At 56.9% G+C, this 24469-nt stretch carries 20 protein-coding genes; 3 read left to right on the forward strand and 17 right to left on the reverse strand.

From position 1 onward, the window contains the following. Window positions 1–91 precede the first annotated feature (91 nt). From hpf to BQ7114_RS04175, 6 genes are all read right to left on the reverse strand, one after another. On the reverse strand, window positions 92–748 hold the full coding sequence (gene hpf / locus BQ7114_RS04150; RefSeq protein ID WP_072342303.1) for a ribosome hibernation-promoting factor, HPF/YfiA family: 657 nt from the start codon (window positions 746–748) through the stop codon (window positions 92–94). A 162-nt stretch (window positions 749–910) separates the two neighbouring features. Beyond that, the gene (locus BQ7114_RS04155) at window positions 911–1573 is read right to left on the reverse strand and encodes a ComF family protein (RefSeq protein WP_143236789.1); all 663 of its coding nucleotides are present in this window, start codon (window positions 1571–1573) and stop codon (window positions 911–913) included. 145 nt (window positions 1574–1718) lie between these two features. Beyond that, window positions 1719–3359 carry an LpqB family beta-propeller domain-containing protein gene (locus tag BQ7114_RS04160; RefSeq protein ID WP_072342309.1) on the reverse strand — a complete coding sequence of 547 codons (1641 nt, stop codon included), beginning with the start codon at window positions 3357–3359 and terminating at the stop codon, window positions 1719–1721. Beyond that, window positions 3356–4936 carry an MtrAB system histidine kinase MtrB gene (gene mtrB, locus BQ7114_RS04165; protein WP_072342313.1) on the reverse strand — a complete coding sequence of 527 codons (1581 nt, stop codon included), beginning with the start codon at window positions 4934–4936 and terminating at the stop codon, window positions 3356–3358. The genes BQ7114_RS04160 and mtrB overlap by 4 nt, the downstream gene beginning before the upstream one ends. Window positions 4937–4939: 3 nt before the next feature. Then, window positions 4940–5623, reverse strand: a complete 684-nt coding sequence (mtrA, locus tag BQ7114_RS04170; RefSeq protein ID WP_072342316.1) for an MtrAB system response regulator MtrA — start codon at window positions 5621–5623, stop codon at window positions 4940–4942. Between the two features lie 55 nt (window positions 5624–5678). Next, on the reverse strand, window positions 5679–6032 hold the full coding sequence (locus BQ7114_RS04175) for a DUF3499 domain-containing protein (RefSeq protein WP_407638950.1): 354 nt from the start codon (window positions 6030–6032) through the stop codon (window positions 5679–5681). 118 nt (window positions 6033–6150) lie between these two features. Between BQ7114_RS04175 and BQ7114_RS04180 the strand changes: the two genes are divergently transcribed. Further along, on the forward strand, window positions 6151–6594 hold the full coding sequence (locus BQ7114_RS04180) for a metallopeptidase family protein (RefSeq protein WP_072344786.1): 444 nt from the start codon (window positions 6151–6153) through the stop codon (window positions 6592–6594). Between the two features lie 46 nt (window positions 6595–6640). Here BQ7114_RS04180 and BQ7114_RS04185 read toward each other — a convergent pair whose 3' ends face one another. The 3 genes from BQ7114_RS04185 to BQ7114_RS04195 are packed head-to-tail and all read right to left on the reverse strand — an operon-like array spanning window position 6641 to window position 11718. Next, on the reverse strand, window positions 6641–8047 hold the full coding sequence (locus tag BQ7114_RS04185) for a DUF5719 family protein (RefSeq protein WP_072342322.1): 1407 nt from the start codon (window positions 8045–8047) through the stop codon (window positions 6641–6643). Continuing rightward, window positions 8037–11426 carry a glycosyltransferase family 2 protein gene (locus tag BQ7114_RS04190; protein ID WP_072342325.1) on the reverse strand — a complete coding sequence of 1130 codons (3390 nt, stop codon included), beginning with the start codon at window positions 11424–11426 and terminating at the stop codon, window positions 8037–8039. The genes BQ7114_RS04185 and BQ7114_RS04190 overlap by 11 nt, the downstream gene beginning before the upstream one ends. 10 nt (window positions 11427–11436) lie before the next feature. Further along, the gene (locus BQ7114_RS04195; RefSeq protein ID WP_034506413.1) at window positions 11437–11718 is read right to left on the reverse strand and encodes a WhiB family transcriptional regulator; all 282 of its coding nucleotides are present in this window, start codon (window positions 11716–11718) and stop codon (window positions 11437–11439) included. 241 nt (window positions 11719–11959) lie between these two features. On the opposite strand from BQ7114_RS04195, the gene BQ7114_RS04200 reads away from it, so the two are divergent. Then, window positions 11960–12604, forward strand: coding sequence for a hypothetical protein (locus tag BQ7114_RS04200; RefSeq protein ID WP_072342328.1), 645 nt, complete (start codon window positions 11960–11962; stop codon window positions 12602–12604). Window positions 12605–12681: 77 nt separating this feature from the next. Here BQ7114_RS04200 and BQ7114_RS04205 read toward each other — a convergent pair whose 3' ends face one another. The 8 genes from BQ7114_RS04205 to BQ7114_RS04240 are packed head-to-tail and all read right to left on the reverse strand — an operon-like array spanning window position 12682 to window position 23207. Continuing rightward, complete coding sequence (locus tag BQ7114_RS04205; RefSeq protein WP_072342331.1) at window positions 12682–13575, reverse strand: glycosyltransferase family 2 protein; 894 nt, start codon at window positions 13573–13575, stop codon at window positions 12682–12684. Then, window positions 13572–15227: a glycosyltransferase gene (locus tag BQ7114_RS04210; RefSeq protein ID WP_072342334.1), complete on the reverse strand. Its 1656-nt coding sequence runs from the start codon at window positions 15225–15227 to the stop codon at window positions 13572–13574. Before BQ7114_RS04210 ends, BQ7114_RS04205 begins: the two co-directional genes overlap by 4 nt. Further along, the gene (locus BQ7114_RS04215) at window positions 15217–15975 is read right to left on the reverse strand and encodes an ABC transporter ATP-binding protein (protein WP_072342337.1); all 759 of its coding nucleotides are present in this window, start codon (window positions 15973–15975) and stop codon (window positions 15217–15219) included. The genes BQ7114_RS04210 and BQ7114_RS04215 overlap by 11 nt, the downstream gene beginning before the upstream one ends. Continuing rightward, entirely contained in the window at window positions 15975–16838 is an 864-nt protein-coding gene (locus BQ7114_RS04220; RefSeq protein ID WP_072342340.1) for an ABC transporter permease, read from the reverse strand. The genes BQ7114_RS04215 and BQ7114_RS04220 overlap by 1 nt, the downstream gene beginning before the upstream one ends. 8 nt (window positions 16839–16846) lie before the next feature. Next, window positions 16847–18013 (reverse strand): UDP-galactopyranose mutase, encoded by a 1167-nt coding sequence (gene glf / locus BQ7114_RS04225; RefSeq protein ID WP_072342343.1) that lies wholly within the window; start codon window positions 18011–18013, stop codon window positions 16847–16849. Between the two features lie 40 nt (window positions 18014–18053). Next, window positions 18054–19850: a glycosyltransferase gene (locus BQ7114_RS04230; RefSeq protein ID WP_072342346.1), complete on the reverse strand. Its 1797-nt coding sequence runs from the start codon at window positions 19848–19850 to the stop codon at window positions 18054–18056. A 33-nt stretch (window positions 19851–19883) separates the two neighbouring features. Continuing rightward, window positions 19884–21905 (reverse strand): DUF6541 family protein, encoded by a 2022-nt coding sequence (locus tag BQ7114_RS04235; RefSeq protein WP_143236790.1) that lies wholly within the window; start codon window positions 21903–21905, stop codon window positions 19884–19886. A 3-nt stretch (window positions 21906–21908) separates the two neighbouring features. Beyond that, complete coding sequence (locus BQ7114_RS04240; RefSeq protein ID WP_072344789.1) at window positions 21909–23207, reverse strand: nucleotide sugar dehydrogenase; 1299 nt, start codon at window positions 23205–23207, stop codon at window positions 21909–21911. Between the two features lie 184 nt (window positions 23208–23391). Between BQ7114_RS04240 and wecB the strand changes: the two genes are divergently transcribed. Then, window positions 23392–24462 (forward strand): non-hydrolyzing UDP-N-acetylglucosamine 2-epimerase, encoded by a 1071-nt coding sequence (gene wecB / locus BQ7114_RS04245; protein WP_072342352.1) that lies wholly within the window; start codon window positions 23392–23394, stop codon window positions 24460–24462. Window positions 24463–24469: the final 7 nt, after the last annotated feature.

The following is a 24469-nucleotide window of genomic DNA, read 5'->3' on the forward strand; positions in this document are numbered from 1 at the left end:
CGTCTAAAACCCCGAGCTCACCCTAACTCATCGCGAACCCGCGCAATAAAGGGGCGAGGACTGCTCGCCCTCGCCCCTGGCCGGTAGAAACCTATTCGGCTTCAACCTTTGTATTCAAACGGATCACACCGTACGTCCAACCCTCGCGATGGTAAACAACGCACGGCTGCATCGTCTCTTCATCGATGAACAAGAACCACGGGTGGCCCACCAACTCCATCTGGTACAGAGCCTGATCAACCGTCATTGGTTCAGCCTCATGCAACTTCTGGCGAACAATTACCGGCGAGTCCCCAAGCTGTTCCTCCCTTGGCTCACCGATCTTCAGATCCTCAGCCGAGCGCAACGTATCGCGATGCGCCTCCTCCTTCAGATCCGGTTCGGCCTCCGGCTCTTCATAAATTCCGCCTAGCTCCGGTGCAATCGGAGCGTTGTAACGCCTGCGATGATCCTTCGCGCGATCACGTGCGCGACGCAGACGCTCAAACAGTTTTGCGGTTGCAATGTCGACCGCCGCATATCGATCCGAGCTGGATGCCTCCGCACGGATGATTGGGCCCTTGCCAAAGACTGTAAGTTCAATCCGCTCCGCGGTCTCAGCTCGACGCGGGTTTGGCTCGTGAGTGAGCTCAACGTCAATACGCTGTGCGCGCGGGTAGAACAGTGTCACCTTTGACACTTTCTCTTCTACGTACTCGCGGAAATTCGGGTGGATTTCGGCATTGCGTCCAACAACTGTGATGTCCATGGTTCCTCCAGGAATACGAGGGAAAAATCCCAACTGATTCGCCAGACACACATCGCGCCTGGCCGTGCGTTTAGTTACCACCCCCTACCAGACGTTTTGCGGCGAAAACCTTGCAAAGGCTTTGCCTGATTATTTAAGTTTACCCGAATTGGGTGACGGGCGTCACTTTAGCGGACGGCAATTGTGAACATCCGCGAGTGCGGCTCCCACAAAGCATTGCCCTCCCGCGTATTCCACAGCCTTTCGGCAAGCTATCATCGTAGCTCCCGTTGTAACCACGTCATCCACGAGGATGCACTGCGCCCCGCGCAACTCCACCAACGCGCTAACCGAGTTACTATGGGCGCGGCGCTGGGCGCCCGACTTCCCGGCCTGAGTCGAACCCCAAGCCTTGGCCAGCACCGGAGCAACCATTACGTCAACCCCTTCGCGATCAAGCTGAGCTGCAAACCCGCGAGCGATGTGCGGCGTAACCATAAGACCGCGCCACGCCCTCGTCCACTGAGATGGAACGGGAACAATGAGTAAGGGACTACCCGCAAGAGGAACATCCACCACCGCGCGATGCGTCATCCACCCCTGCGCTAGCGAAACACCTGCCTGCGCCAACCACTCTTGCAACCTGTTTGCCCGGTCATGTTTTGCCGCGAGGATGATTCTGCGTAGCTTTCCTTCATACTCACCAAGGCTGATGAGGCGCATCGGCATTTCACCCTCCACCAGGCCGGCTCTAGCGGGGCGTTTCGCTATCGCAGCGCACCCAGAACACAGCGCCGTATCCCACGCGCCGCATCCAACGCAAGAAGCCGGAGCGATGATATTCACTAACTCGCTAAACAAAGCCACCACGAGGCAACCATACGTAGGTACGGAAGTAGCGATAGCCCACGCCGGCGAAGGTGTGCAAACACCGGTCCCTAGCTCCCCTGGGGAACCCTGTCACCTTACACCCTAATGAATGGGCAACGAACTAGTGTGGGTAAGACTCCTCTAGGAGATCCGTTGTAGAGCTACGCCAAGACACGCCAAAACGCGAGTAAATCACCTCATCTTTGGTATCCAAAAGCACTGCCTGTGGAGTGGCTCCTCCTGAAATACTAATCGCGTCCGCCGGCGCTTCGAGCGTTTCAGGCACCGAACCAAGGCTCGAAATAGTGACCTTGCCAGCCCTGTCGTAGCGCTGCAAAATCAGTGCTGACGTGTTTCCAGCCCACGATACGTCCAGCACCTCACCCGCATCGAGTTCCACACGCCGCGGCACGTCAATACCCGCAGGTTTGCCCTGCGTATTGCGTTTAACCGCCGCCATCCACACGCTGGAAGCCCCATCCCCATTGCGGTGCAACAATGCACGCGCACCATCTGGAGAAATAGCAATGCTCTGCAGCGAGCGATCATCCTGCCATGGAGATGCGATCCTAACTGAATCATCCCCCGTAGGGTTCGTAGCAACGACCTCGTTGCCCAGCACCGTCCAAATCCAATCCAGTCGATCAATCGACGGGCGAGAAATCCCCTCACCCTCTAAAATCTGCACCGGTTTAGCACCCACGCGGACGGAGAAGAGCTTATCGTCATTGATGAAAGCCAGCGGACTGGAATCAACGGGACCAACCGAAGCGGCATGGGCTCCCGGCTGTTCGCTAGCAGGAACCACCACAGAGGTGAGCGACCTGTCGCGCAGAACCAAACCTGACTTGTTAAAACCAACGCGCTTATCCATTGCCCACGTGGGGCCGGCCGGAATAGCAACATCCTCCAAGCTCATACCGTTGTTCTGCACGAGTATCTCAGTCACGCCCGGCACCTGCGCCAGCGTTGAAGTTACCTGCCACTTCAAAGCCTCCTGCTGCTCTGGGCTAACCAGGTACTCTCCCTCCAGTTGCACGTCCGCAACGCCAGCCGTGACCACAACCTGTTGAAGCGGGAGGCGCGCCCCCGCGGGGATCGCCGAAACTACAGCCGAAGCAATGTCACTAGAAGGCCCCTCAATGAGGGCCTGCATCAGGTGAGACTCTAGACGACGCACCGGATACCAACGCCTATCCGGTACCAATGCGCTGTAGTCGGGCGCAAGAAAATACACCGAAGCCTGCGTGTACACCGCATGAAAAGAGGACTGAGATAGAACCACTCCGTCTGGAAGCTCGTCAATTCGCCACTCGCCCTGCGAATTAGCTGTGAGCTTATACTTCAACGACGTCTTGGATGAGCCCGCCTGTTCCTCATAACTGCCGTCAGGAGTCACCACGGCGTCAACTCCTACCGACACCGAGACCGTATTTGCATCCCCACTCACGAACGGTGTTTGGTCATCCGAATAGATCTGCACCTGCGATTCCGGACGCCATGCGGCCTTCGCGCGATCAGTCAAATACGAGCGCGCCACCTGAAAATCGTCCGACAAACCCGCCGCAGAAGCGCGCAAAAAATCACGTACCAAAACATCGGGAGTAGAGCCAGCCACTGGGCCGTAACCCTTCAAAACCAGCGATTCCGCATCAGGAATATCCCGCTCAAAACTTGTAACCGGCCCCGAGGAAGGTAGCGACGAACAACCTGCAAGCACCAGCGTGCAAGCCATGACCATAGTCAAAATCTTGCGTCTCATAGCTCCTCCCACAGCTTCAGAGGAGTTTGCGCTATCTCAACACCCTGCCGGCGCGGAACTGTCACCATGAACGCAGCGCCCCGGCCCGGCTCTCCATAGACCTCTATCCTACCGCCGTGCAAAGCTACGTCCTCACGCGCAATAGACAAACCTAATCCCGTACCACCGGTTGTTCGGGTGCGCGCCGGATCCGCACGATAAAAGCGCTCAAACACGTGTGCGCGCGTCTCCTCGTCCAAACCAACACCGAAGTCACGCACCCGCACCGAGGTGGCATCAGGGTCCGATCCAACCTCAACCTGCACCGGGCCGCCCTCGGCATGCTCAATCGCATTCACCAAGAAGTTTCGCAACACCCGCTCCATGCGGCGACTATCTGCCTCGGCCACATTCCTGCCCTCACCAGATTTGACCTCTACCTGCACTCCAAGTTTGTCCGCAAGCGCGCGATTTGCGTCCACAACCTTTAACGCCAGCTCCGTGAAATTCACATCATCTAGTTCCAGTGACGCAGACTTTGAGTCGTAACGCGAAATCTCCAACAAGTCCGCTAGCATTTTTTCGAAACGATCCACCTGCTGGTGAAGCAACTCTGCCGATCTTGCTGAGATCGGGTCAAACTCTTCGCGACTGTCGTAGAGCATCTCTTCTGCCATGCGAATGGTAGTCAGAGGGGTGCGTAGCTCATGAGAAACGTCCGACACGAAACGTTGCTCCAGCTTCGACAGCTCATCATACTCCGCAATCTTGTCAGCCAATGAGGACGCCATGTTGTTAAATGCGCGCCCCAGCTGCGACATCTCATCCACGCCATCAGCACTCACGCGCACGCTCAAATCACCATCTGCCAGCTGCGCGGCCGCCTCCGCGGTTCTACGAACTGGTCTAAGCAGACGATAAATCATGTATATGAGGCCCGCTCCAAATAGTAAAATCACCGGTACCGACCCGATTACCAGCGTGCGCATGAGCATCGAAATGGTTGCCTGATCGTCACTGAGTGAATAAACGGTATACAGCTCATACTCACCCGCGAGCGGTAGCGTCACGATATCGCCCACAATGATGCCCGGGCTCGGCTTGCCAATACCAGTATCAATCTCGATCGACTGGTAGTACGGGCCTCCTCCATCGGCCGTCATCTTGCGCATCTGCGGCGTAAGCGCATCAATCACATTGCTATCGATGAGGTCATTAATCGCAAACGTTGCCGAAGCGCTGGGCGCCCGCAGCAACATCGTGCCAACTGCACCCGCACCCGTAGCCGAGGATCGCAGTGACGAAACCAACTTGTGCGCGAGATCTTGAACCTGATCCGGAGTGGTAGCAGTGGACTGGTCAAACGTGGACTGCGCCTGCGCTAAACGAACCGTGGCGTCATCAAGAACCTGCTCACGCCGCTGCTCAAAAACCTCCGTGCGCACCTGAAACGTTACCGCCACAAACAGTAGCGACAAAAGGGTCAACATGAGCATTGTCATGCTAACCGCAACCTTTAGCGACAAGGACCTGCGAATAAACAGAATAGGACGGGCATCTTGGAACGCCCGCACCAACTTGGAGTCGCTCGCCGTCATCAGCTACGCCGGTGTTCCACCCGCACGGTAGCCCACGCCGCGAACGGTCACGATGAGCTCCGGATGCTCCGGATCATGTTCGATCTTCGCGCGCAAACGCTGCACGTGTACATTAACTAGACGCGTATCCGCGGCATGCCGGTAACCCCACACGTCCTCGAGTAGCTCTTCGCGAGAAAACACCTTCCACGGTGCCTTCGCTAAGGCCACAAGCAAATCAAACTCAAGCGGAGTCAAAGCAATGGAACCGCCGCCGCGCGTCACCTGGTGACCGGGCACATCGACCTCGAGGTCGCCGACCTTCAACACTTCGTCGACATGCTCATCACGGCCTCGCAAACGCGCCTTCACCCGCGCCACGAGCTCCTTTGGCTTGAACGGCTTAGGTACGTAGTCATCCGCGCCCGCCTCGAGGCCAACAACTACGTCAGTCGTATCCGAACGCGCCGTCAGCATCACTATAGGCACGTCAGACTCAGCTCGGATCTCCTTACAAATCTGGATGCCATTCTTGCCCGGCAACATCACATCCAACAAGATCAAGTCCGGCTTTACCTGGTGGAAAACGTCAACCGCTGTCTGGCCATCATGACAAAAAGCGGTCTCGTACCCTTCCGAAGATAGTACGAGGCCAATCATCTCTGCCAAGGCAACATCGTCGTCCACAACTAACACGATCGCACTCATATTACGATATTGTCACGACGGCTCGAATTTTTCACGCTTTAGAAGCGCTAGCGCGTCAGTATGACGAGTCTTCGTCTTCCACTCCGCCTTCAACCACCCGGAAATTCGCGCGCCGATTCTTAACACGCATAAATTCCGGCTTAACAGAGGGAGGTTGCGACGCAAGATTCTTACGGGGTGCGGGACGGTTCCCCACCTTGCGAACAAGATCCGCCAGTGCCATCAAATCGTCTGGTGAGGGCGGCGCGGGCTCAAAATTCGTAGCCAGGCGAATCACCTGCCAGCCGCGCGGGGCTGTGAAATTGTTAGCGTGCATTTCACAAAGCTCCATGGTTCCCGGCTCTCGCGAAGGCGAAAGCGGCCCCAAAACAGCGGTGGCCTCTGAATAGTCATAAGTCAAAGTAGCCACCGCAGGCTCGTTACAAGTGGTCTTACTACACGCACGCATCGCATTCACACCTCCAAGAATAGGAGAACTACAGCACTTGTACTACCTGTCCACGCGGCAGGTGGGTAAAGTATGCCTCATGCGCCCAACTAGAAGACGCCGTGACCGGCATGGAAGAGGAAGCCGCGGCCCCCTTTTTGTTCCTGGCGTTCCCGCACGGGCTAACTGGCGCGAATCTTTTGACCAAATAGTGGCGCTGCAAGCAGGCGAAATCACTGCTCGCCACCCCGAGCTTGCACGCATCGAGATTGGCATTGATGAAGTTCCAACCTCGAACCCGGCCTCGTGGGAGCACCACTCTGTGGTCCTGTGCCGCACGTTCCCCGAAAACCGACTCGCGCGTCTTGCTCCCCGTCTGGTGCTGTATCGGCTTCCCATTCAGGCTCGAGCCGGGCGCATATCCGTTCGCCAAATGGGATCCCCCTTGCATGCCCTCGTGAGAGGACTGCTGGTAGAAAACCTGTCCGCGCTCAGCGGCCTTTCCATGGAGGAAATCCACGGCGGCCCCATTGAAGACATCTAAAGTCGGCGGGTATCTGGCTCGGTTGCTAGCTGAACCGATTGACTGTCTAACGCGGGGCGATGAAGCGGAACGTAGGCGTTCCCGAGGTAGCATCTTGCAGTGCAAGAGCAGAGATCAGATTGCCTGAGGCGACCTCGGAAATCGCATTGACCGACGCGTGGATGGGGGCATCAGCATCAATCATTAGATCCGATCCGGATACGGCCTGGCTGATCGCATGCCCACCTGCAAGGCTGATTTCCTTGCCATTCACCCGCACCGCGACGTCCTCATCACTGGAATTGGATAGGAAGAGAGTGTAAGAAACCCCGGAAGCCGCAGGAAGAGGCTCGTGGAAGGTAGTTGCCGCATCCGTGGGCGTCCACACCACGCGATCAGCTAGCGCTTTACCGTCCTGATCCTTCTTACCGGTCATGTATCCCGATGCGGAGGCAAGCAGGGGCTCGCTGGACTCGATTAGCACACTAGCGTATTCATCCTCGAGACCGTCGAGATTTAGCTGGAACACCGCGCCGGGGTCAATCACTACGTCATTGCCGCCAGGAAGCGACGCCCTGCCCTTCTGCGAGAGCACACTGAGAGTAACCTGTGCTTCCTCTTCTCCCACGTTTTGGAGGCGAAGCTTCGGTTCCTCCAACCCCTTCACAACTCCGGATATGAGAGAAGTTCTTGTTGCAATCCCCGATCCGGAGACGTGGTCGAGGCCGCGCGGAGTGAGGCCTGCGGTGCTGATAGTGCGGATCGTTGCGGCCACACCTGGGCCGGACGCCTGCACCTGGACGCTCAGGCGTTCCTCATCGGGGAAGAAGGCAGCCAGGTTTACCGTCTCAACTGAGCCTGCGCGTACGGTGAATGTCGGTTCACCCTCAACCGGACCGATGCTCGACCACCCGCGCAACGTCACTTCGGAGGCCTGTTTGGACGGGTTCATGACTGTGAGCAACGTGGCTTCGCCAACCGTGGTTGCACCCACGTTAAACCAGGAATCATTGCGATCCGTCTGGCACTGATCGAACACCAAGCCGCGCACATCCTCGGTATTAATTTGGCCCAAAATAGCCGAAGGTGCTTTGTTCTCTACCGTGGAATGCACGGACAGGCCGATCGGGTTTTCTGACTCAAATTCGAGACCGCCTTCGCCTTTTGCGCCCGTGATCTCTTTGCCGGTTACGAGGTCTACGGCTCGAGTCAGTTCCACGCCTGAGACATCGGCAATGAACACCTTGGTGGAGGTCTTGTCGCCGAACTCAGTTTCGATACCCGCGGCGCATGCCAGTTCATAGGTCTGGTTGGGCAAGGTCACGACCTCAGAAATCTGGCGGCCAACGTCCTCACCAAAATCGATACTGGACTGCGCGGTTGCCACCAGGCCGAGCGCGACTACGGCAAGCGCGCCGGTTAGTGCGGCACCACCGGCCCGGGCGGCTGAGCGTGCTGACCATTTACGCTTCATTGTGGCGCCTCCTTCTACGGATCGGCGCGCCCGCAATAAGCAGGCTCACAACCGAAAGGGCACTAAGGGCCCACCATAGCGGCATCCATTCAGCATGGTACGCAACCTTGACCACGCCGTTCGCTCCGTCCAGTTTGAACGCCTGCTGCCAACCGTGGTCTGCGACGTCCAGCAACTGGGCTCCAACCGTGGCTCGCCAGTTAGCATCGGCACGTTCTGACAGCACCAGCGTAGCTCCCGGGCCATATTTGTACTTTGAAAGATCTATGGACGCACCAACTAGACCGGAAGGGACGGGCGTGATTTTTCCTGAATCGTCAATATACATGCGAGCCGGCTCTAGGCCCGAGGGGCGCGTTCGCCACAGAAGTCCAGCCTCAGATTCACCCGCTCGCTCTAGGTACTCATTCGAGTCGAGAGCCGTCTGAGCCGCCGTGTAAGAGGTTCCCTCCCCTGACAATGCGATCTGATCCACTGCGAAGCCAAGCAGGCCCGTTGGCTCAGCATTGTTCAGGACTTCGGCTACCGCGCGAGAGAAGTCAGCGTCCGCTTCATCGGGATTGGCCAGCGCCTGGGCTACCTCACCTTGCGGGAGATACTGCATGTTGATCGCGTCTTCGAGGCGGAATCGCGGCGACGAGTCCCCCAGTTCAACGCCGTCACCACGGCGGAGTTGTGCCTGCACTCCCTCGTCATTTACATGCATCACGAGGAAGCGAGCGTGGCGCGGGTAATCCTGAGCGTACTGCGCGGCGGCAGGCGTCTCATACTCTGGGGCAGCTGTGATAGCGCGCGGACGCGCTCCATCAACCGTTATTCCTGCAGCCCACACCGCAACCGGGGCTAGCGCAACCACTAATGTCAAAACCAGGCCCGCCGCTGCAAGCGGCCAAACAACCCGTTCAAGGGCGCTTACACGCGAATTGAGAACAGGCACGGGCGTCACAGCTTGTTCCTCAAGATGTTCGGTTTCGGACTCGTCCGGTTCGACTTCGTCCACGGATTGCACTGCGTCCACCTCAGATTGCTCGACATCAGCCTGGGCAGCCTGAGCATCAGCCTCGTCTAAGACGTCTTTCTTGGGTGCGTTCTGCTGCGAACGCTCCTTGGCTTTCAAGCGACGCTTTGCGGCTGCGTCAAGGCGGCGACGCGAACGGTACGAATAGAGGCGCTCTTGTAGAACCAGAGGACGCAGCAGGCCCGACCACGCAGCAATCATGCATATGCCCGCAATGGACAGAGCCGGTCCTGGCCAAGCAGCAACCAGAGTCCCGTCAAAGGCGATGACTGTGCGGGCTGCCACAATCGCAATGATGAAAGCGATAGTGCCCGTCAAGTAGAAGAAGCGGGTACGTATCCAAGCGTGCGAAAAGTTCACAAGAGCAAGCGTTGCACCCAGAACGCACAGAACACCGGGAGCCAAAGCCAACCAAAAGCCCACGCTACGCGGATCCAACACTAAGTTTTCCGGTATGCCGAGCACGCTCAGCCAAGTTGGTGGGGCATCAAAAGCGAGTGGACGACCCGAATCGGCAAGCAGGAATCGGAGCGCTCTTGATCCTCCGATCTGAACGGCCGCAATCCAGGTGGGTAGCATGATCGCCAGGGGCGGAGTAGCTGCGAGTAGCGTTAATTTCCATTTGCGAGGCCGCACGAGCAACTGGACGATCGTAAACAGTACGAGCGCCAAACCTGCCCATGGTGCGGCGGCAACCACCACCACGAGAGCAGCTGACGCGAGCGCGGCGTAACTGGTAGCCAAAGTACGATCTTGCACCTCTAGTTCGCCGTCTTGCGCGCCGCGGATCCGCAAAGTGGCGCCCAGGCTCAGCATCCTCATCCACCCCAGAAATACCAGTGGAACAGCCACATGCGCCATCACTGCGGCCATACGCCCATCAGACCAGGACAACAAGAACGTGGGAAGCGAAATCCAGATGGTTGCAAACGCAAACCGCCAAACTGGCCGGTGCGTGAGCGTGCTCGTAGCCCAGAACATAGCGAGCCACGCCGCCAGCGGGGCTAGTAGCCAAAAGCCCACCAGCACGTTTTTGGGGCCGATACCGATTAGAGCAAATGGGGCAGATAGAAGCGCCCAGACCATGAGTAGAGGGTCGCTAGGTCCCGCAGCTCCCGCGCCACCAACAACCCAGCCGGCCCACGCCTCGTGCCACAGTTTTGTAAAGGAAGTCGGCAGATTTGCCCAAGCTCCACCCGTTATACCGTTCGTGAGCCCGCTACTAGTAAAGAAAATTGCCACAAGTAATAGCAACGTTCCAACCCCAGCGGCGACGTTTGATGCAATCTTATGTTCGCGAAGTAATTTAGCTGCTACCGGTTCAAGGACTTCAACGGGCTTAGGTTCGCGCTCGCGTTTAGCCAGTGTGCGCTTGGCCTTGGTGATGATGAGGTTCGATTCCTCGAGACTAGCAAGAGCTTTCGCAGGAACCTTACGGGTGCGGGCCAGGCGCAGACGCGCTGAGATGGCCTGAGGAATCCTACTAAACGCGCGCGCAAACCCAACCAGTTCAAGCCAGGCCAGGTCAGGTTGTTTGGTAAACAGGCGCATAAGTGCGCGCAGAAGCGTCCAAAATGGAAGCGAAACCAGCATTAGGACGAACAAGATAGGTGGGTTTGCAACCATCGCGTTGTACAGTTGCGCGCCGCGTCGCAAGCCAAACGAACGGTTAACGTCCGCTTCCTCACCCGCGCGAACATCCCGGTAACTGCCACGCGCGTGCGCGATCTTTGCCCCAGGAGCAACCACCGTGCGGTATCCGAGTTGGCGGGTGCGCCTACACAATTCGAGGCCGTCACCAAACGGTCCCAGCACAGGATCTGGCCCGCCGGTCAGTTCCCACACCGCTGCTCGAATCAGCATGCCAGCCGTGCCAACCGCAAGCACGTCCGAGTCCGAGTCGTGCTGGCCCTGGTCAATCTCACCCGGCATCAAATAATCGAGGCGGCGGCCCGAACGAGATGCCCGCACCCCCACCTCAAGCAGGCGAGCCGAGTCAGACCAGGCGACCTGTTTTGGCCCAATAATTCCTACGGTTAAGCCGCGAGCGCCCTCGGCAATAAGATTCGCAAGAGCATCCTCAAAAGGCGCGCTATCGTCATGCAAGGTCCAAAGCCACTGGGACTGCACTATTGAAGGATCCGCCGATACCGCCTCGCGAATCGCATCACCAAAGTTATTCGCGCCCGGCGCGTCGATTACCTCAACACCGTCAACCGCTGGGAATGCTTCTTTACCAACGCGCACCAGCACAATGCGCTCAGGCAGGTGGGACTGCCCCAAAACCGCGTCAAGAGTGCGCCGCAAGAACGGCGAATTCGCGGGGGAAACAATTAGTGCTGTAACGCTTTGGTCAGCCACTTAGAGAGCCTTATACTGCGCGGCGCTTAAGCCGGCGGCGTTCGCGCTCCGACATTCCACCCCAAATTCCAAAGCGCTCATCATTTTGCAGGGCATATTCAAGGCACTGAGCGCGCACTTCACAAGAAGCGCACACCGCTTTGGCCTCCCTAGTAGAGCCGCCCTTTTCCGGGAAGAAAGCTTCCGGATCCGTCTGCGCGCAAAGAGCCTGCTCCTGCCAAGCGAGAGGACCATCATCAAGGTACGCGCTTTCATCAAATGAAAGCGGTCCTTCACCGAGAATATTCCACACGGTTTTCCCCTCACTTAGATATCGTCTTAATGAATTACACGCGTGTTATACACAATAGTCAAACCGTATGGTGTATGGAAAGTCTTTGAGAACTTTTCCACTCGCCTGAGCGCTCATTTTCGTTTGATATTGCCCACACCTGCGTCAAAATTTGCATTTCATGCAGATGAGGTCTGTGCCTCTCCTATGCTCGGCTTCCCTATCGTATGACTTCGAGCTATGCCTGTGAGAATCTAGGATCATGCTTGACCCTAACGTTTTGACCTGGATGGAATCCACGCCTTCGGCAGTACTTACTTGGTACTCACAATCTGGACGCCTTGAATTTACCGGCCCCGTCATGGCACGTTGGCTTGCAAAAACTGCGAACTACGTTGACGAAGTGCTCGGCGGAGAACAGCCGGGCGTGGCCCTAGCGCTTCCCGCATCTTGGCGAACCCTGGTCTGGGTCACGGGGACAGGACTTGCTGGAGGGAGTGTATACATCATCTCAGAGGCTGACCTTTCCAGGTTCGACATTTTCGTAACCAGCAACGAGGACGAGGCCCGCGCAGCCGCCACCGACGATCCGGGCCTCATCGTATTACTGCAGGACTTGGGCATGATGGCCCTGGAATGGAGCGGTGATCTGCCAGATGGTGTATCCGACGCGATCGCAGAGGTGGGTAGCCAACCCGACGGACTTGCTTTCGCTGGAGCTGTTCCCGCGCGGCTACCCGAGGGCGAGCCTAGCCCCTCCCTCGAGGCCGGTAACCAGCCTGTAGTGGTGTGCGGTGAGCCTTACATCGGCTCCATCTGGGAGGCATGGCGCCTGCAGCGGCCAGCAATCTGGATCGAACCAGGCCTCGACACCGACACAATAATGGCGCAGGAAAACCTCGCTTAGTTTTCCTGCGCCTACGCGCCATGCTACCGATGCTGCTACCTCATCGGGAACTGGCTACGGCTGTGCCTATGCTCTGGCTAGATGTCGGCTACGGTCCTCTTACGCGGGTGGAACACCAGCCCTTTCAGGCCGGCCTTGACGAGGCGAAGCTTGAGGGGCAGCGGAATCTGGCGGCCGCGCATTTGTTTCAGCATGCTCTCCCCAATCTGGGCGACCATGGCGGGGTTTCGTAGCGACCATGCGGCCGATACTTGGTTGCGCACCCCGTACTCGAACTTCCAAATGTTCGATTCGTTAATTTGCCCATAGTTCACGCCCAAGTTCTCCGCCAACAGGTGATCGACCTTCGAACTGGGCACGTAAATGCCGGGGCGGAATTTAGATAGACGCGTGGTGTACTCGGCGTCGTCGTACCAGATGAAGTACTCGCGGTATGGCAGGCCAGCTTCCTCGACACCCTCACGCGTCACGAGGCAGGACACGAAGGAACACGACTTCACATCCACGTGATTGTCCCCATCGATGAGGGGGCGCACCCAGTCCCATACAGTTTCAGGCGAGTTCATCTCGCACATACTTCCGTCCGTCCAAAGCACGCTGGAGCAGGCAAACGACGGCATCGCCCCGCGGCGCTTTGTGGCGGCATCGAGACCTGCGAGCAGTTCTTCTAAGGCTTCGGGTTGTGGAACCGTGTCGTCGTCCATCAACCAGAACCCGTCAAAGCCGCGCTTGTATGCTTCTTCGATACCAAGCGTGAAACCGCCCGCACCTCCCGTATTATTCACGGACGTGATGACAGCGTGAGGGCGCTTCCAATCGCGACCGAGCAAGTATTCGCGCGTGTCATCAGTTGAAGCGTTGTTAATAACGAGGATCTTGTCAACTGGACGGGTTTGAGCCTCTAGGCCCGCGATTGTCTTCTCCAACAGTTCACGGCGATTGAACGTGACAACTACAGCTGCGACTTTCACTTCGCTTCCCTACTTTCTTGCGCGTCGAGTTCCCTCATAATCTGTGCGTAGTGGTTTTCAAAGAATGTTGTTGCTGACTCTAGGCCACGAAGACTGTCGAGTTGGCTGCGCTGCTCTGCAGCCAGTCTACGCACGAACTCAGCGTCAGATGCCAGGCGTGGGAACAAGTGCTTGGCCGCTTTGAAAAATGCGATAGGTTCGCGTGGAAGTAGCGCGCCTGGAGCAATTACAGTCCGCTGCGATCCAACGTCCGTGGATACCACCAAAACACCAGCCGCGTCTGCCTCGATTGTAGTTAGAGTCAGGCCCTCATTTTCAGACGTGATTACGAGGACATCGATATCGTCAAAAAATTCTGCAACCGGCCCCCAAGGACGACGATCAATGGCCACATCAAGACGCATGCGTCGGATTTGTTTCGACACGATTTCTTCGAGTTCGCCATCGCCCTGCATCACGAACTCGAACTTGCCGGGATAACGCTTGTTCAGGTATGCGGCCAGTGCCACGAACAGGACGGGCCGCTTTTGTGGAGATAGACGGCCCAAGAATCCGAGGCGAAGCGGACGGTTTGCTGGCAACTCAACTGGCCGCGGCTGAGCCTGATCAGAGGTGAATGACGTGAGCGGGCGGTATACGACCTTCGCCGAGTCGACACCTCCCTCACGATATAAGCGCTGCAACTGCGGAGAGATCACGTGGTGCAGGTCCACGTATGCTCGCGCGCCGATAGAGGCCGACACGAAGCCGCCTCCGCGGTGCTCAGAAATATGCGTACTGTCTTCAATGCGCACGCCCGGGTAAAGGGACTTCACCAGTGGGATCATGCTGTATGCAAAAATCGAGTGGTGAATGTGGATGCGGCCGGGCCTGTGCGTGGCCATGATTTCGGTTACGAGAGCCGGCCAGTTGCGCCGCGGCACAGCTTGGTCAAACAGGTAGACAAACCGCGACATTGACGAGGCGAGATTGAGCTGCCGCTGGGGCGCGCACCGGTCGAACGTGAAGATCAGGTTGAAGCCGGCTGCTTTGGCGATGCGAGCCTGCTCCCACGCCCAGGCTTCCGCTCCCCCGGACTCCGCCCAGTGCATGGCGATCCACATGGTTTTCGAGTTGAGGTCCCCTCCGGCCTCACCCGAGCGGGTCATTGCCGGCAAAACCTGCGGCTTGCGGCCGCGCCCATGCGTGTTGCGATACTGGCGATACACATCAAGTGTGAGGGGCGCCGCGTGGTAGACCTTCGTGTAGGTCTTCGCGACGAGCGCGGCCAGCTTAGAAGTGTTGAGCTCCATCTTGAAGTTAGCCGGCTTGCCTACTAGCTCCGCGGTAGGCACTGCCATCATGATGCGTTCAAGCGGCACGTCAGTTCTGCTTTGTGCGGTTATGACGCCCACCTCGGCGCCATCTTCGTAAACATGTTCGAAGGGTTTTTGAAGCTCAGCCGGGTTGGACATGGGCTCCACATTTCGACAACTGAGGACAACCTCAATCCGTTCGTGAAGTAAAAGCAAGGGGCGAAGCCCGCTCTCAATCCATGCGTCATCGAGCCTGCCGAGGATGTTCTCACCCTCTTCGCTGAGCATGACAGTGAACTTGTAGTTGGGGAAAACGTCGGCTAGCCGCGCTGCTAGATCCTCGCTATTATTGCTCACTACGCATCCTTTCAATCGCTTCATCCACGGTGCCGTCGACAACGATCTTGCCTTTTTCAAGCAGGATGCCGCGGTCACAAATATCTGCGATCATGTCGAGGTCGTGGCTAACAATCACGAGGGTGGTGCCAGCGTCCTTCATTTCTTGCACGCGGGCGAGACACTTACGTTGGAACGGTTCGTCGCCAACCGCGAGGATCTCATCCACAAGGAAAATGTCCGGGTGGGTGTGCACCGCAACGGAGAAGGCCAGGCGCAGGAACATACCGGAGGAATAGAACTTAACCTCGGTGTCAATGAACTTCTCGATTTCCGAAAACGCCACGATCTCGTCGAACGCGTCCTCAACTTCCTTCTTAGACATGCCGAGGATAGCGCCGTTCAAGTACACGTTTTCGCGCCCGGTAAGGTCGGGGTGGAAGCCCGCACCTACCTCGATCAGGCCCGCTACCTTGCCGCGCACACCCACGTACCCCGAGTCCTCGCGTAGTACGCCAGAGATCAACTTCAAACAGGTGGACTTACCCGAACCGTTGTAGCCAAGTAGCGCAACCGTGTCCCCCTCGTTCACCGTAAAAGACACGTCATCGAGTGCGCGGAAACGTTCTGAAATCTCAGAGCGTCGCCCAGTCATGGACCAGACAAGGGTCTCTTTCAACGTGTGAGTGCGTCGAATGATGAACTCTTTGCGAACGTTCTCGACCATCACCACAGGGCGCGGCTTGTGATTCTTGTTCTCCGTAGCCATCAGAGCTCCTGCGCAAAACGGGGGTCAAGTTTTCTAAACACAGTCTCGCCAACCAGTAGCGTTACAACCGCGGACACACCCGCAATGACGCCCCACATGAACATGTCGGGAGGCCTCGTAGCTGCCTCTTCCATCATCGTTGGCTCCCAAAACACGATGTGAAACATTTCCACGATCGGCGTCAACGGGTTCAGCTGATACAACTTCCACAACCAACCATCACCGAGGAAGTCGTAAACCATCTCCCATTTGTACAGCACCGGTGACGCCCACGTAGTGACCATGAGGATGAGTTCAACGAAGTTCTCAGCATCCCTATAAAACACGTTCAAGGCCCCCATCAAAAGCCCGACACCAAGGCCGAACACGGTGAGAACCAAGAACACGTAGATAAACAGCCCCAGTTGCATTAGGCCGGGTCTCCACCCAAAAACGAGAGCGCCGCTGGCAAGGATCACCAGCTGCGGCACAAAATGCACGAACGCTACCCACGTGGAGGCTACCGGGAAAAGTTCACGCGGCAAGTAGATTTTCTTAACTAGTGGAGTGTTCCAAACTACCGAACGAGTATCGTTGTTGAATATCTCAGCAAAGTAGTTCATCGCAACAACGCCAGCAAACATGTAGATCACGTAGTTTTCAATGGCACGATCCATACCCATGAACTTGCCGATGGCCAGGTAGAACACGAGGAACTGGACTGCTGGTTTCGCGTAGCTCCACAGCATACCCAGAACGGAACCGCGGTAGCGTACCCGCAGCTCCTTGTGCACAAGAAGAGAAGCGAGGAAACGCTTATCGAATACTTCCAGTAGTCCTCGTGAGCGTCCAGGCCTTACGAACTCGTCAGTGGATGTGGTCAAACCGGCTCCTAGTTCTCACCGTCAAGCAGTGGAGCAAGCTGGTTGTCCCACATCGATAGTGCAGAGGCAATGGCCATGTGCATGTCCAAGTACTTGTAGGTTCCCAGGCGTCCTCCGAAGAACACTTTATCTTCACCATCCATTAGCTCGCGGTAACGGGCCAGGCGCTCGCGGTCCTCGTCCGTATTGACCGGGTAGTACGGTTCTTCCTCTCGGCTTGCAAAACGTGAGTATTCGCGCGCGATAACGGTCTTGTCGGCCGGATATTGATTATCTCGCTCGGGGTGGAAGTGACGGAACTCGTGAATGCGAGTGTAGGGAACGTCCTCGTCTCCGTAGTTCATAACGGAGGTTCCTTGAAAGTCGCCAGTGCTTACAACTTCAATTTCGAAGTCGAGCGTGCGCCAGGTGAGGTCGCCTTCGCAATAGTCGAAGTAGCGGTCTAGCGGGCCCGTGTACACTACGGGAACTTTGCCAACCACCTTGTCTTTAGACAGCTCGTGGGAATTATCAAAGAAGTCGGTATCGAGGAAGACATCGATCAGGTCGTGGTCTGCCATACGTTCCAGCCAAGCGGCGTATCCGTCAGTCGGTAGGCCCTCATAGGTATCAGAGAAGTACTTGTCGTTGTACGTGTAGCGCACGGGCAGGCGCGAAACGATGGAGGCCGGCAGCTTCTTCGGGTCGGTCTGCCACTGCTTGGCTGTGTATCCCTTGAAAAACGCCTCAAATAAGGGGCGCCCCACCAGGGAGATACCCTTGGATTCAAAGTCTTTAACGTCAGAGTCTGCAACTTCAGCGGACTGTTCTTTAACCAGTGCACGCGCTTCATCGGGAGTGTATGCAGCACGGAAGAACTGGTTGATGGTGCCCAGGTTCACGGGCATTGAATATACCTCGCCGCCAACCGTGGTTTTCACGTGGTGAACGTAGTTTGTGAATGAGGTGAAGCGGTTGACGTACTCCCACACGCGTTCGTTAGACGTGTGGAATAGGTGCGCGCCATATTTGTGGACTTCAATACCCGTTTCAGGATCGGCCTCGGAATAGGCGTTTCCGCCGATGTGACTGCGGCGTTCCAAAAGCGCAACTTTGAGGCCGCGTTCTTCTGCGCATTGGCGCGCAATTGTTAGGCCAAAAAGGCCGGATCCCACAATTACAACGTCATATTTCAAGGCAAGCTCCTATATCTTGGCGTAGGTACGCTCTTTTAGTTTAGCCGCGTCGGAACCATGAGAGGGTTCCAACCCCCTGGTACAGGAATTTTCTTACGGCAGTAGGAATGAGTCGATAGCCGGCGCGAATCACCACGTTGCGCACGTATTGGGCGGGAGTGACGAAACCTATACGCAGGAGGTTGCGTTGTAGTTCGAGTTCAGAGTCGAACAGATCGCTCCCTCCCCTACGCGCATATGCACCGGCCCCTACGCGGTATGCAACAAGGGGTTCTTCGATGTTGGCGGTTCGCGCTCCGGATGCAATCATGCGGGCAAACAGCCAGTAGTCTTCCATTCGATCCAGATGCTGATAACCACCGGCACGCTCTAGTGCGCTTTTGCGCATAACCACGGTTGGGTGGTTAAACGGATCGCGAAATCTTGCTGTTTTGGCGATGTCTTGATGCTTGACGGGTAGGACGCGAATCATGCCCCATTGGGTTTCGTCATGCTCGAACTCGGCGATGGCAGATCCAATGAGGTCGCGCCCACGCATAAGCGGGAGTTGCTTGGCGAAGCGCTGTGGCAGGGACACGTCATCAGCATCTGCACGCGCAATGATTTCGTGTTTGGCGGCTTTCAGTCCAGCTTCGAGGGCAAGGGCGAGCCCTTGGTTTTCAACCAATCGCACGACGTCAATGTGCTGGCCGGCGATGTCGCTGGCCCTATCGATGGTTTCTTGTAACTCGTCTGGTACGGGCCCATCTTGTACGAGCACTACCTGGTCGGGTTTCAGTTCTTGTTCACGAGTAATTGATACGAGCGCGCGTTCAAACTGCTGCGGATTATCCCCCGCATACACGGATGTGAGCACAGTGAAAGGTTCATTCTCGCCTGCAAAAACTTGGTGCCCGGCGCCTTCAAGCGCTTCAACGTCCCTTGCTACGGGGGTGTGGGAAAGGACCTCGGCGGTGGTGCGAGGCGGCTTCGTTCCCTGCTTTATACCTTCTCGAGCGAAGCCAAGTAGCGCCTTCGGATCGGCCGAGTTCTTCACGGTCATTCCCCAACGTAGCACAGATTTGCCGCCATATAGAGCCTTCTCAACCGGGTTGAGCGCATTCGAGCGCGTGTACATCCAGAGTTTGTTACGTACCTCGTTTACAAAGCGTGGACCAGGGTCGGCGGATGAGTCCCCAAACTTTTTAGTTTTGTGCACCACCACGGAATAGGGCACGTACAGGCCGACGCGGTGACGGAGCAGGCGCGCAGTGTATTCGAAGTCGTCATTCCACAGGAAGTAGTCGGCTTTCGGCAGCCCGTCTTCTTCGATGGCTCGCCTGTCGATCATGATTGAGACGAAGGAGGCCGTGCGGATCGGAATCGCGTCTATTTCTTCAGCTCGACGAGCCAGCTCCGGATCGAGCAGGGGGCGAGGTCGCGGACGGTTCATCGGGTGTTCCCGCCCGTCTGTCCAGATAGCTTTGGATGCGAGGAGGGCCGGTTGGCCCGGGTACCTCCGGCGCGCTTCTAGGAGTCCGGCGAGGGCTGTCTGCGTGGGGACCGTATCGTCGTCCATAATCCACACGAGGTCTGCGTTCCAATGGTTAACGGCTCTAGCTATGCCGGCAGCAAAACCACCTGCGCCTCCAAGATTTTCAGGCATGGTAAGAACTTCATCCACTGCCTCATGCTCTTTAGCGATGGTACGCGAGTTATCCGTGGAGGCATTATCGATAACCACTACGGCCTCGGGAGCCCGAGTTTGGCAGGCGAGGCCATCTAGTGTTTGGATCATTAGATCCTGGCGATTCCACGCCACTACTACCGCTACAACGCGAGGCTTAGTGGTTTTCACCTTTCTCCTTTGCTGACCCAAATCCGATTAGTCCTACTGGGCATTATCGCACGTGGTGATTTCGTATAGTGCGGCTCCCCCACCTTCAGCTACAAGTTTGAACGCGTCGGTATGGTCATGGGCGGCTTCCAGACCGTCATATTTTGCACCAACTGGGTTTTCAGGCCAGTAAACGATGTTGTCGGTATAGAAGTAACGGGCATGGTGGCGATTAAGCAACTCACAAACTGTCGGATCAGATTGTGTGGCCAGTTGAAAATTCTTCCCGATTTCGAGGTATTCGGTGCCCCATTGGCCTTCGACATGTCGGTAGAAGACATCGCGGCCAGTGAGTGCGTATACGAGTGGAAGGCCCGTGCGCGGATCACCAACAATCACTTCCCCCTCGCGAACGTATTTCGGAAGTGTTTGGATGAAACGAAGTTCTTCGGGACTAACCAGACCGTTGAGGCCAGATTCGTTCTTGAACTCGTAGTTCAGATGTAGCTGGGAGGATCCAGAATAGTAGCCCAGATAGTTGGTGCCTACGATCAAACCGACGGCCATAACGGAGACGAGGCCGGCGCGAGCCGGTACTTTTCGTCCGATCTGACCAACCATGCTCATAACGGTGTTGAAGATGAACCACGCGCCAATGCCAGCGATCGGGGCGCCGAACAGCGGGACGATGGCGCCTAGGCGCACAGGGTCGGAGTACCAGGGGCTCACAAGGGCGTAGCCGGGAATGTTGACCACTGCGGATGCAACGAACAGGTAGCTGCCAATGCCGTAGGTAAATACCAGCCACCGCATGCGCGGCACGGTAAGGGCGACGATACCGCCGATGATAGTGAGGACACCGAGCGCCCAGTCTATGTACGCGTCGCCGTATCCCATCCACGAGAGTTGTGATTCGAAGATGACACCAAATGATTCGCGTTTGAAGCTACCGATGGGTTCGCGCGCCCAGTTGGTCACGGTTTGCCACGCGGGGTGGCTCGTCGCAAGGTATAAGCCACCGACGAGCCCAGCCACGCCCGCGGTGAATATGGTTAACTGTCCCCTGCTGAGTTTCACCGTGCGCGCCATCAACCGGGCCAAAAGATCAATCGAGAGAGTGATGATGGCGATGAGCGCTACGAAGATTCCAGTTGGATGAATGATCGCGATACCGATAGCACCGAGCAGACCGATAAAGGAGGTGCGCAGCGCCATGGGTTTTTGATTGGTGCGTCCAAACCAGTCTGCGAGTGCAATGACGACAAGGGGAATAAGCGCGTAAGCATAGACGGTTGGCCAGAGCACCCCGTAAGACGCGGGACGTTCCGGAAACGATGAAAAAGTGGCCGCTAGCAGAGCAGTGAAGATGGGCAGTGCAGGAGATTTGGGCAGAAAGATGGAGCTGAGCTGGGCAACCGCGAGCGGCCAGAGGACGCATGAGATAACGATTACTGCCGCGTTGGTGGCTACGATTATATTCGTGTTCCCCACCATGGTGAGCGCAACGAGATCATGGAATCCTGCTGGGTAGAAGCCGCCGCTACTGGCGCGTGACTGGTCCAGCGAGGTGGCAACAGCGGAGAGGTTGAGGGCCGAGCCGTTGCCTGTTTGGAGGATCCAACGGATCGCTGACAAGTGGAACACGCCGTCCCAGGTTTGGGTTGGGTATTCGGGCCTGCCAATACCGCTAATGAAGGCCCCCACAGTGAAGGGTAACGTGATGAGCATGCCAGCAATGGCTGGCCAGATTGCAGGATTGGCGGGGATTTTACGCGTGGTTTGTGGTGACTGCGGCGAACGCGAACCGGTGCGCTGCCGGGTTAAGTATCCGATTAGATATGCGAGGGCAACAATGACCGCTGTTGCCCCTAGGTACAGGGGCCAGCCCCAACGTACGCCGATGAATGGGCCAGATATAGCGGCTATCCCCATGACACCCGCAGAGGCTAGTGGTGCGAATGTGAGGGCGCGCCATTTGCCTGGACGTAGGGCCGAAGTTACCACTAATCCCGGCCCCCACAGTGCCACGACTGTGAGTAGGGCCGGGATTAGAGCTGGGATCCAGGCGCTGATCAAGGTTTAGCCTTGGGCGTCACCGATTACGAGGCGCGGCGTGCCCTTCCACAGCTGCGGGTCGGTTACGCGACGGCCGTCAAACAGCACCTTGATGCCCGGTAGATCAGCCGGGGTGATGGTCTTGTATTCGGGGTGGTCTGCCTGCACAATGGCGGCGTCAACCGGCTCGCCCATGTTGTAAGCGTCCCAGCCGAAGCCAGCGAGTTCCTCATCGGTAAACATCGGGTCATGCACAAGCACTTTTGCACCGCGCTTACGCAGTTCATCGACAGTTGCAAAAACGCCAGAGAACGCGGTTTCTTTCACCTTGCCACGGTAGGAGGCACCAAGCACAACAACTGTCATTTTTTCAAGGCCACCAAGCACGCTCTCGAGGCGCTTAACGGAGTATTCCGGCATGGATGCGTTGAAGGTGCGAGCGGTGCGAACGATCGAGGCGTCCGGGTCGGTGGATAGGTAGAGGCGCGGGTAGACCGGAATACAGTGGCCACCAACGGCAATACCGGGGCGGTGAATGTGTGAGTAGGGCTGGGAGTTGGAGGCGTCGATGACTGCTTGCACGTCGATGCCCTGCTGGTCTGCAAATACTGCAAACTGGTTTGCAAGGCCGATGTTGACGTCCCTGTACGTGGTTTCAGCGAGCTTTGCCATTTCTGCAGCTTCAGCGGAGCCGAGATCCCACACGCCATTGGGGCGATTTAGGTCGGGGCGCTCATCGAATTGAAGAACTGATTCGTAGAACTCAATGGCCTTCTTAGTGCCTTCTGCGCTTAGGCCACCAACAAGCTTAGGGTAGCGGCGAAGGTCGGCGAATACGCGGCCGGTGAGTACTCGTTCTGGGGAGAACACGAGGTGGAAGTCTTTGCCTTCTTTAAGGCCGGAGATTTCTTCAATCATGGGCTTCCAACGTCCGCGCGTGGTGCCGACCGGTAGCGTGGTTTCGTAAGAGATGAGCGTGCCTGGCGTAAGGTTTTCTGCCAAAGACTTGGTGGCGGCGTCCATCCAGCCGAAGTCCGGCTCCCAAGTTTCGTCATTGACGAAGAGCGGAACTACCAGCACAACGGCGTCCGCGCCCGGGATTGCATCGGAGTAGTCGGTGGTGGCGCGCAGCTTTCCTGCGGGAACCAGCTGCGAGAGCTTTTCCTGTAAGTGTGCTTCGCCAGGGAACGGCTCTTTAGCATCGTTGATCATCTGAACGGTCTTTTCGTTCACGTCAACGCCGACTACTTCATGGCCAGAATCTGCGAACTGAACGGCAAGGGGCAAACCGATTTTCCCCATGGCGACTACGGCGATACGCATGCGCTTCTCCATTTCAAAGAATTTCAAGAATCAATTCATCGCCAGTTTAACACCGCGCTTCGTTCGGCTTGCTGCCGCAATGCGTGCTTCTCCGCTTTCACAAGCTCGTGAACCTGTTTGGCACACCTTTGTGAGGCGCGCCCGCCAAATCCGTATAAAGACGCGGCTTGTATAAGATAGAGGCATGAAAATCATGTCTGTGGTGGGCGCGCGCCCTCAGTTTGTAAAACTTGCTCCGATTGCGCATGCCTGTGAGCGTGCTGGTGTGGAGCACGTCATTGTTCACACCGGTCAGCACTACGATCCAATGCTCTCGGATGTGTTCTTCGAGGAGTTGAACATTCCGACCCCCGATGAACACCTTGGGGTTGGTTCTGGCTCGCACGGCGTTCAGACTGGCGCGATGCTCGCCGCAATGGATGAAGTGATATTGAAGCATGAGCCGGATTGGGTGCTGGTCTATGGCGATACCAACTCCACTCTTGCGGCTGCACTATCTGCGGTTAAGCTCCACTTCCCTATCGCTCATCTTGAGGCTGGTTTGCGCTCTTTTAATCGGGAGATGCCAGAAGAAATCAACCGCGTGCTTACTGACCATGCTGCTGATCTACTGCTTGCCCCCACCGAGGTTGGGGCGAAGCATCTTGCCGATGAGGGCCTGGCTGACCGCACCGTGGTTGTGGGCGATGTGATGACGGATGTGCTGATGGAAACCCGCGCTGAGGTTGCGGACAAGCCGAGCCCGATTATGCAAGAGTTTGGTTTTGCTGAGGGCGAGTATTCGTTGGCTACGATTCACCGCCCCGCTAACACTGACACGAAGGAGCAGCTGGACGCGGTGCTTGATTCACTAGGCAAGGTAGACCACCCCGTGGTGATATTGGCGCATCCTCGCCTGGTGGCCAAAGCCAAGGAGCACGGTCTGACAATTGAGCGGGGGAATTTAAAAGTTCACGCTCCGCTCGCCTACCCTGATCTGGTTGCGTCCACTATGCATGCTCGCGGCGTGATTACCGATTCGGGCGGTTTGCAGAAAGAAGCGTTCCTACTACGCACGCCGTGCACCACGGTTCGCCCACAAACGGAGTGGGTAGAAACTGTTGAAGTTGGCTGGAACGTCCTCGTAGATGCCGGCTCGAAGCTAGTTGAAGCCGCGTCGCGTCCACGTCCGGCCGATACAGATAGCGTCCCATACGGTGATGGCCACGCAGCCGAGCGCGTGGTTGAGGTACTGCAAGAAGCACTTTTATCGTAAGGCCGCA

Origin of the sequence: Actinomyces urinae (assembly GCF_900119695.1) — a bacterium.
Taxonomy (GTDB): Bacteria; Actinomycetota; Actinomycetes; order Actinomycetales; family Actinomycetaceae; genus Gleimia; species Gleimia urinae.

Excerpts from the sequence above, each read along its gene's own strand:
- hpf (WP_072342303.1), bottom strand. The coding sequence starts at position 748 with ATGGACATCACAGTTGTTGGACGCAATGCCGAAATCCACCCGAATTTC.
- BQ7114_RS04160 (WP_072342309.1), bottom strand. The coding sequence starts at position 3,359 with ATGAGACGCAAGATTTTGACTATGGTCATGGCTTGCACGCTGGTGCTT.
- mtrB (WP_072342313.1), bottom strand. The coding sequence starts at position 4,936 with ATGACGGCGAGCGACTCCAAGTTGGTGCGGGCGTTCCAAGATGCCCGT.
- mtrA (WP_072342316.1), bottom strand. The coding sequence starts at position 5,623 with ATGAGTGCGATCGTGTTAGTTGTGGACGACGATGTTGCCTTGGCAGAG.
- BQ7114_RS04180 (WP_072344786.1), top strand. The coding sequence starts at position 6,151 with ATGCGCCCAACTAGAAGACGCCGTGACCGGCATGGAAGAGGAAGCCGC.
- BQ7114_RS04185 (WP_072342322.1), bottom strand. The coding sequence starts at position 8,047 with ATGAAGCGTAAATGGTCAGCACGCTCAGCCGCCCGGGCCGGTGGTGCC.
- BQ7114_RS04200 (WP_072342328.1), top strand. The coding sequence starts at position 11,960 with ATGCTTGACCCTAACGTTTTGACCTGGATGGAATCCACGCCTTCGGCA.
- BQ7114_RS04215 (WP_072342337.1), bottom strand. The coding sequence starts at position 15,975 with ATGGCTACGGAGAACAAGAATCACAAGCCGCGCCCTGTGGTGATGGTC.
- BQ7114_RS04240 (WP_072344789.1), bottom strand. The coding sequence starts at position 23,207 with ATGCGTATCGCCGTAGTCGCCATGGGGAAAATCGGTTTGCCCCTTGCC.
- wecB (WP_072342352.1), top strand. The coding sequence starts at position 23,392 with ATGAAAATCATGTCTGTGGTGGGCGCGCGCCCTCAGTTTGTAAAACTT.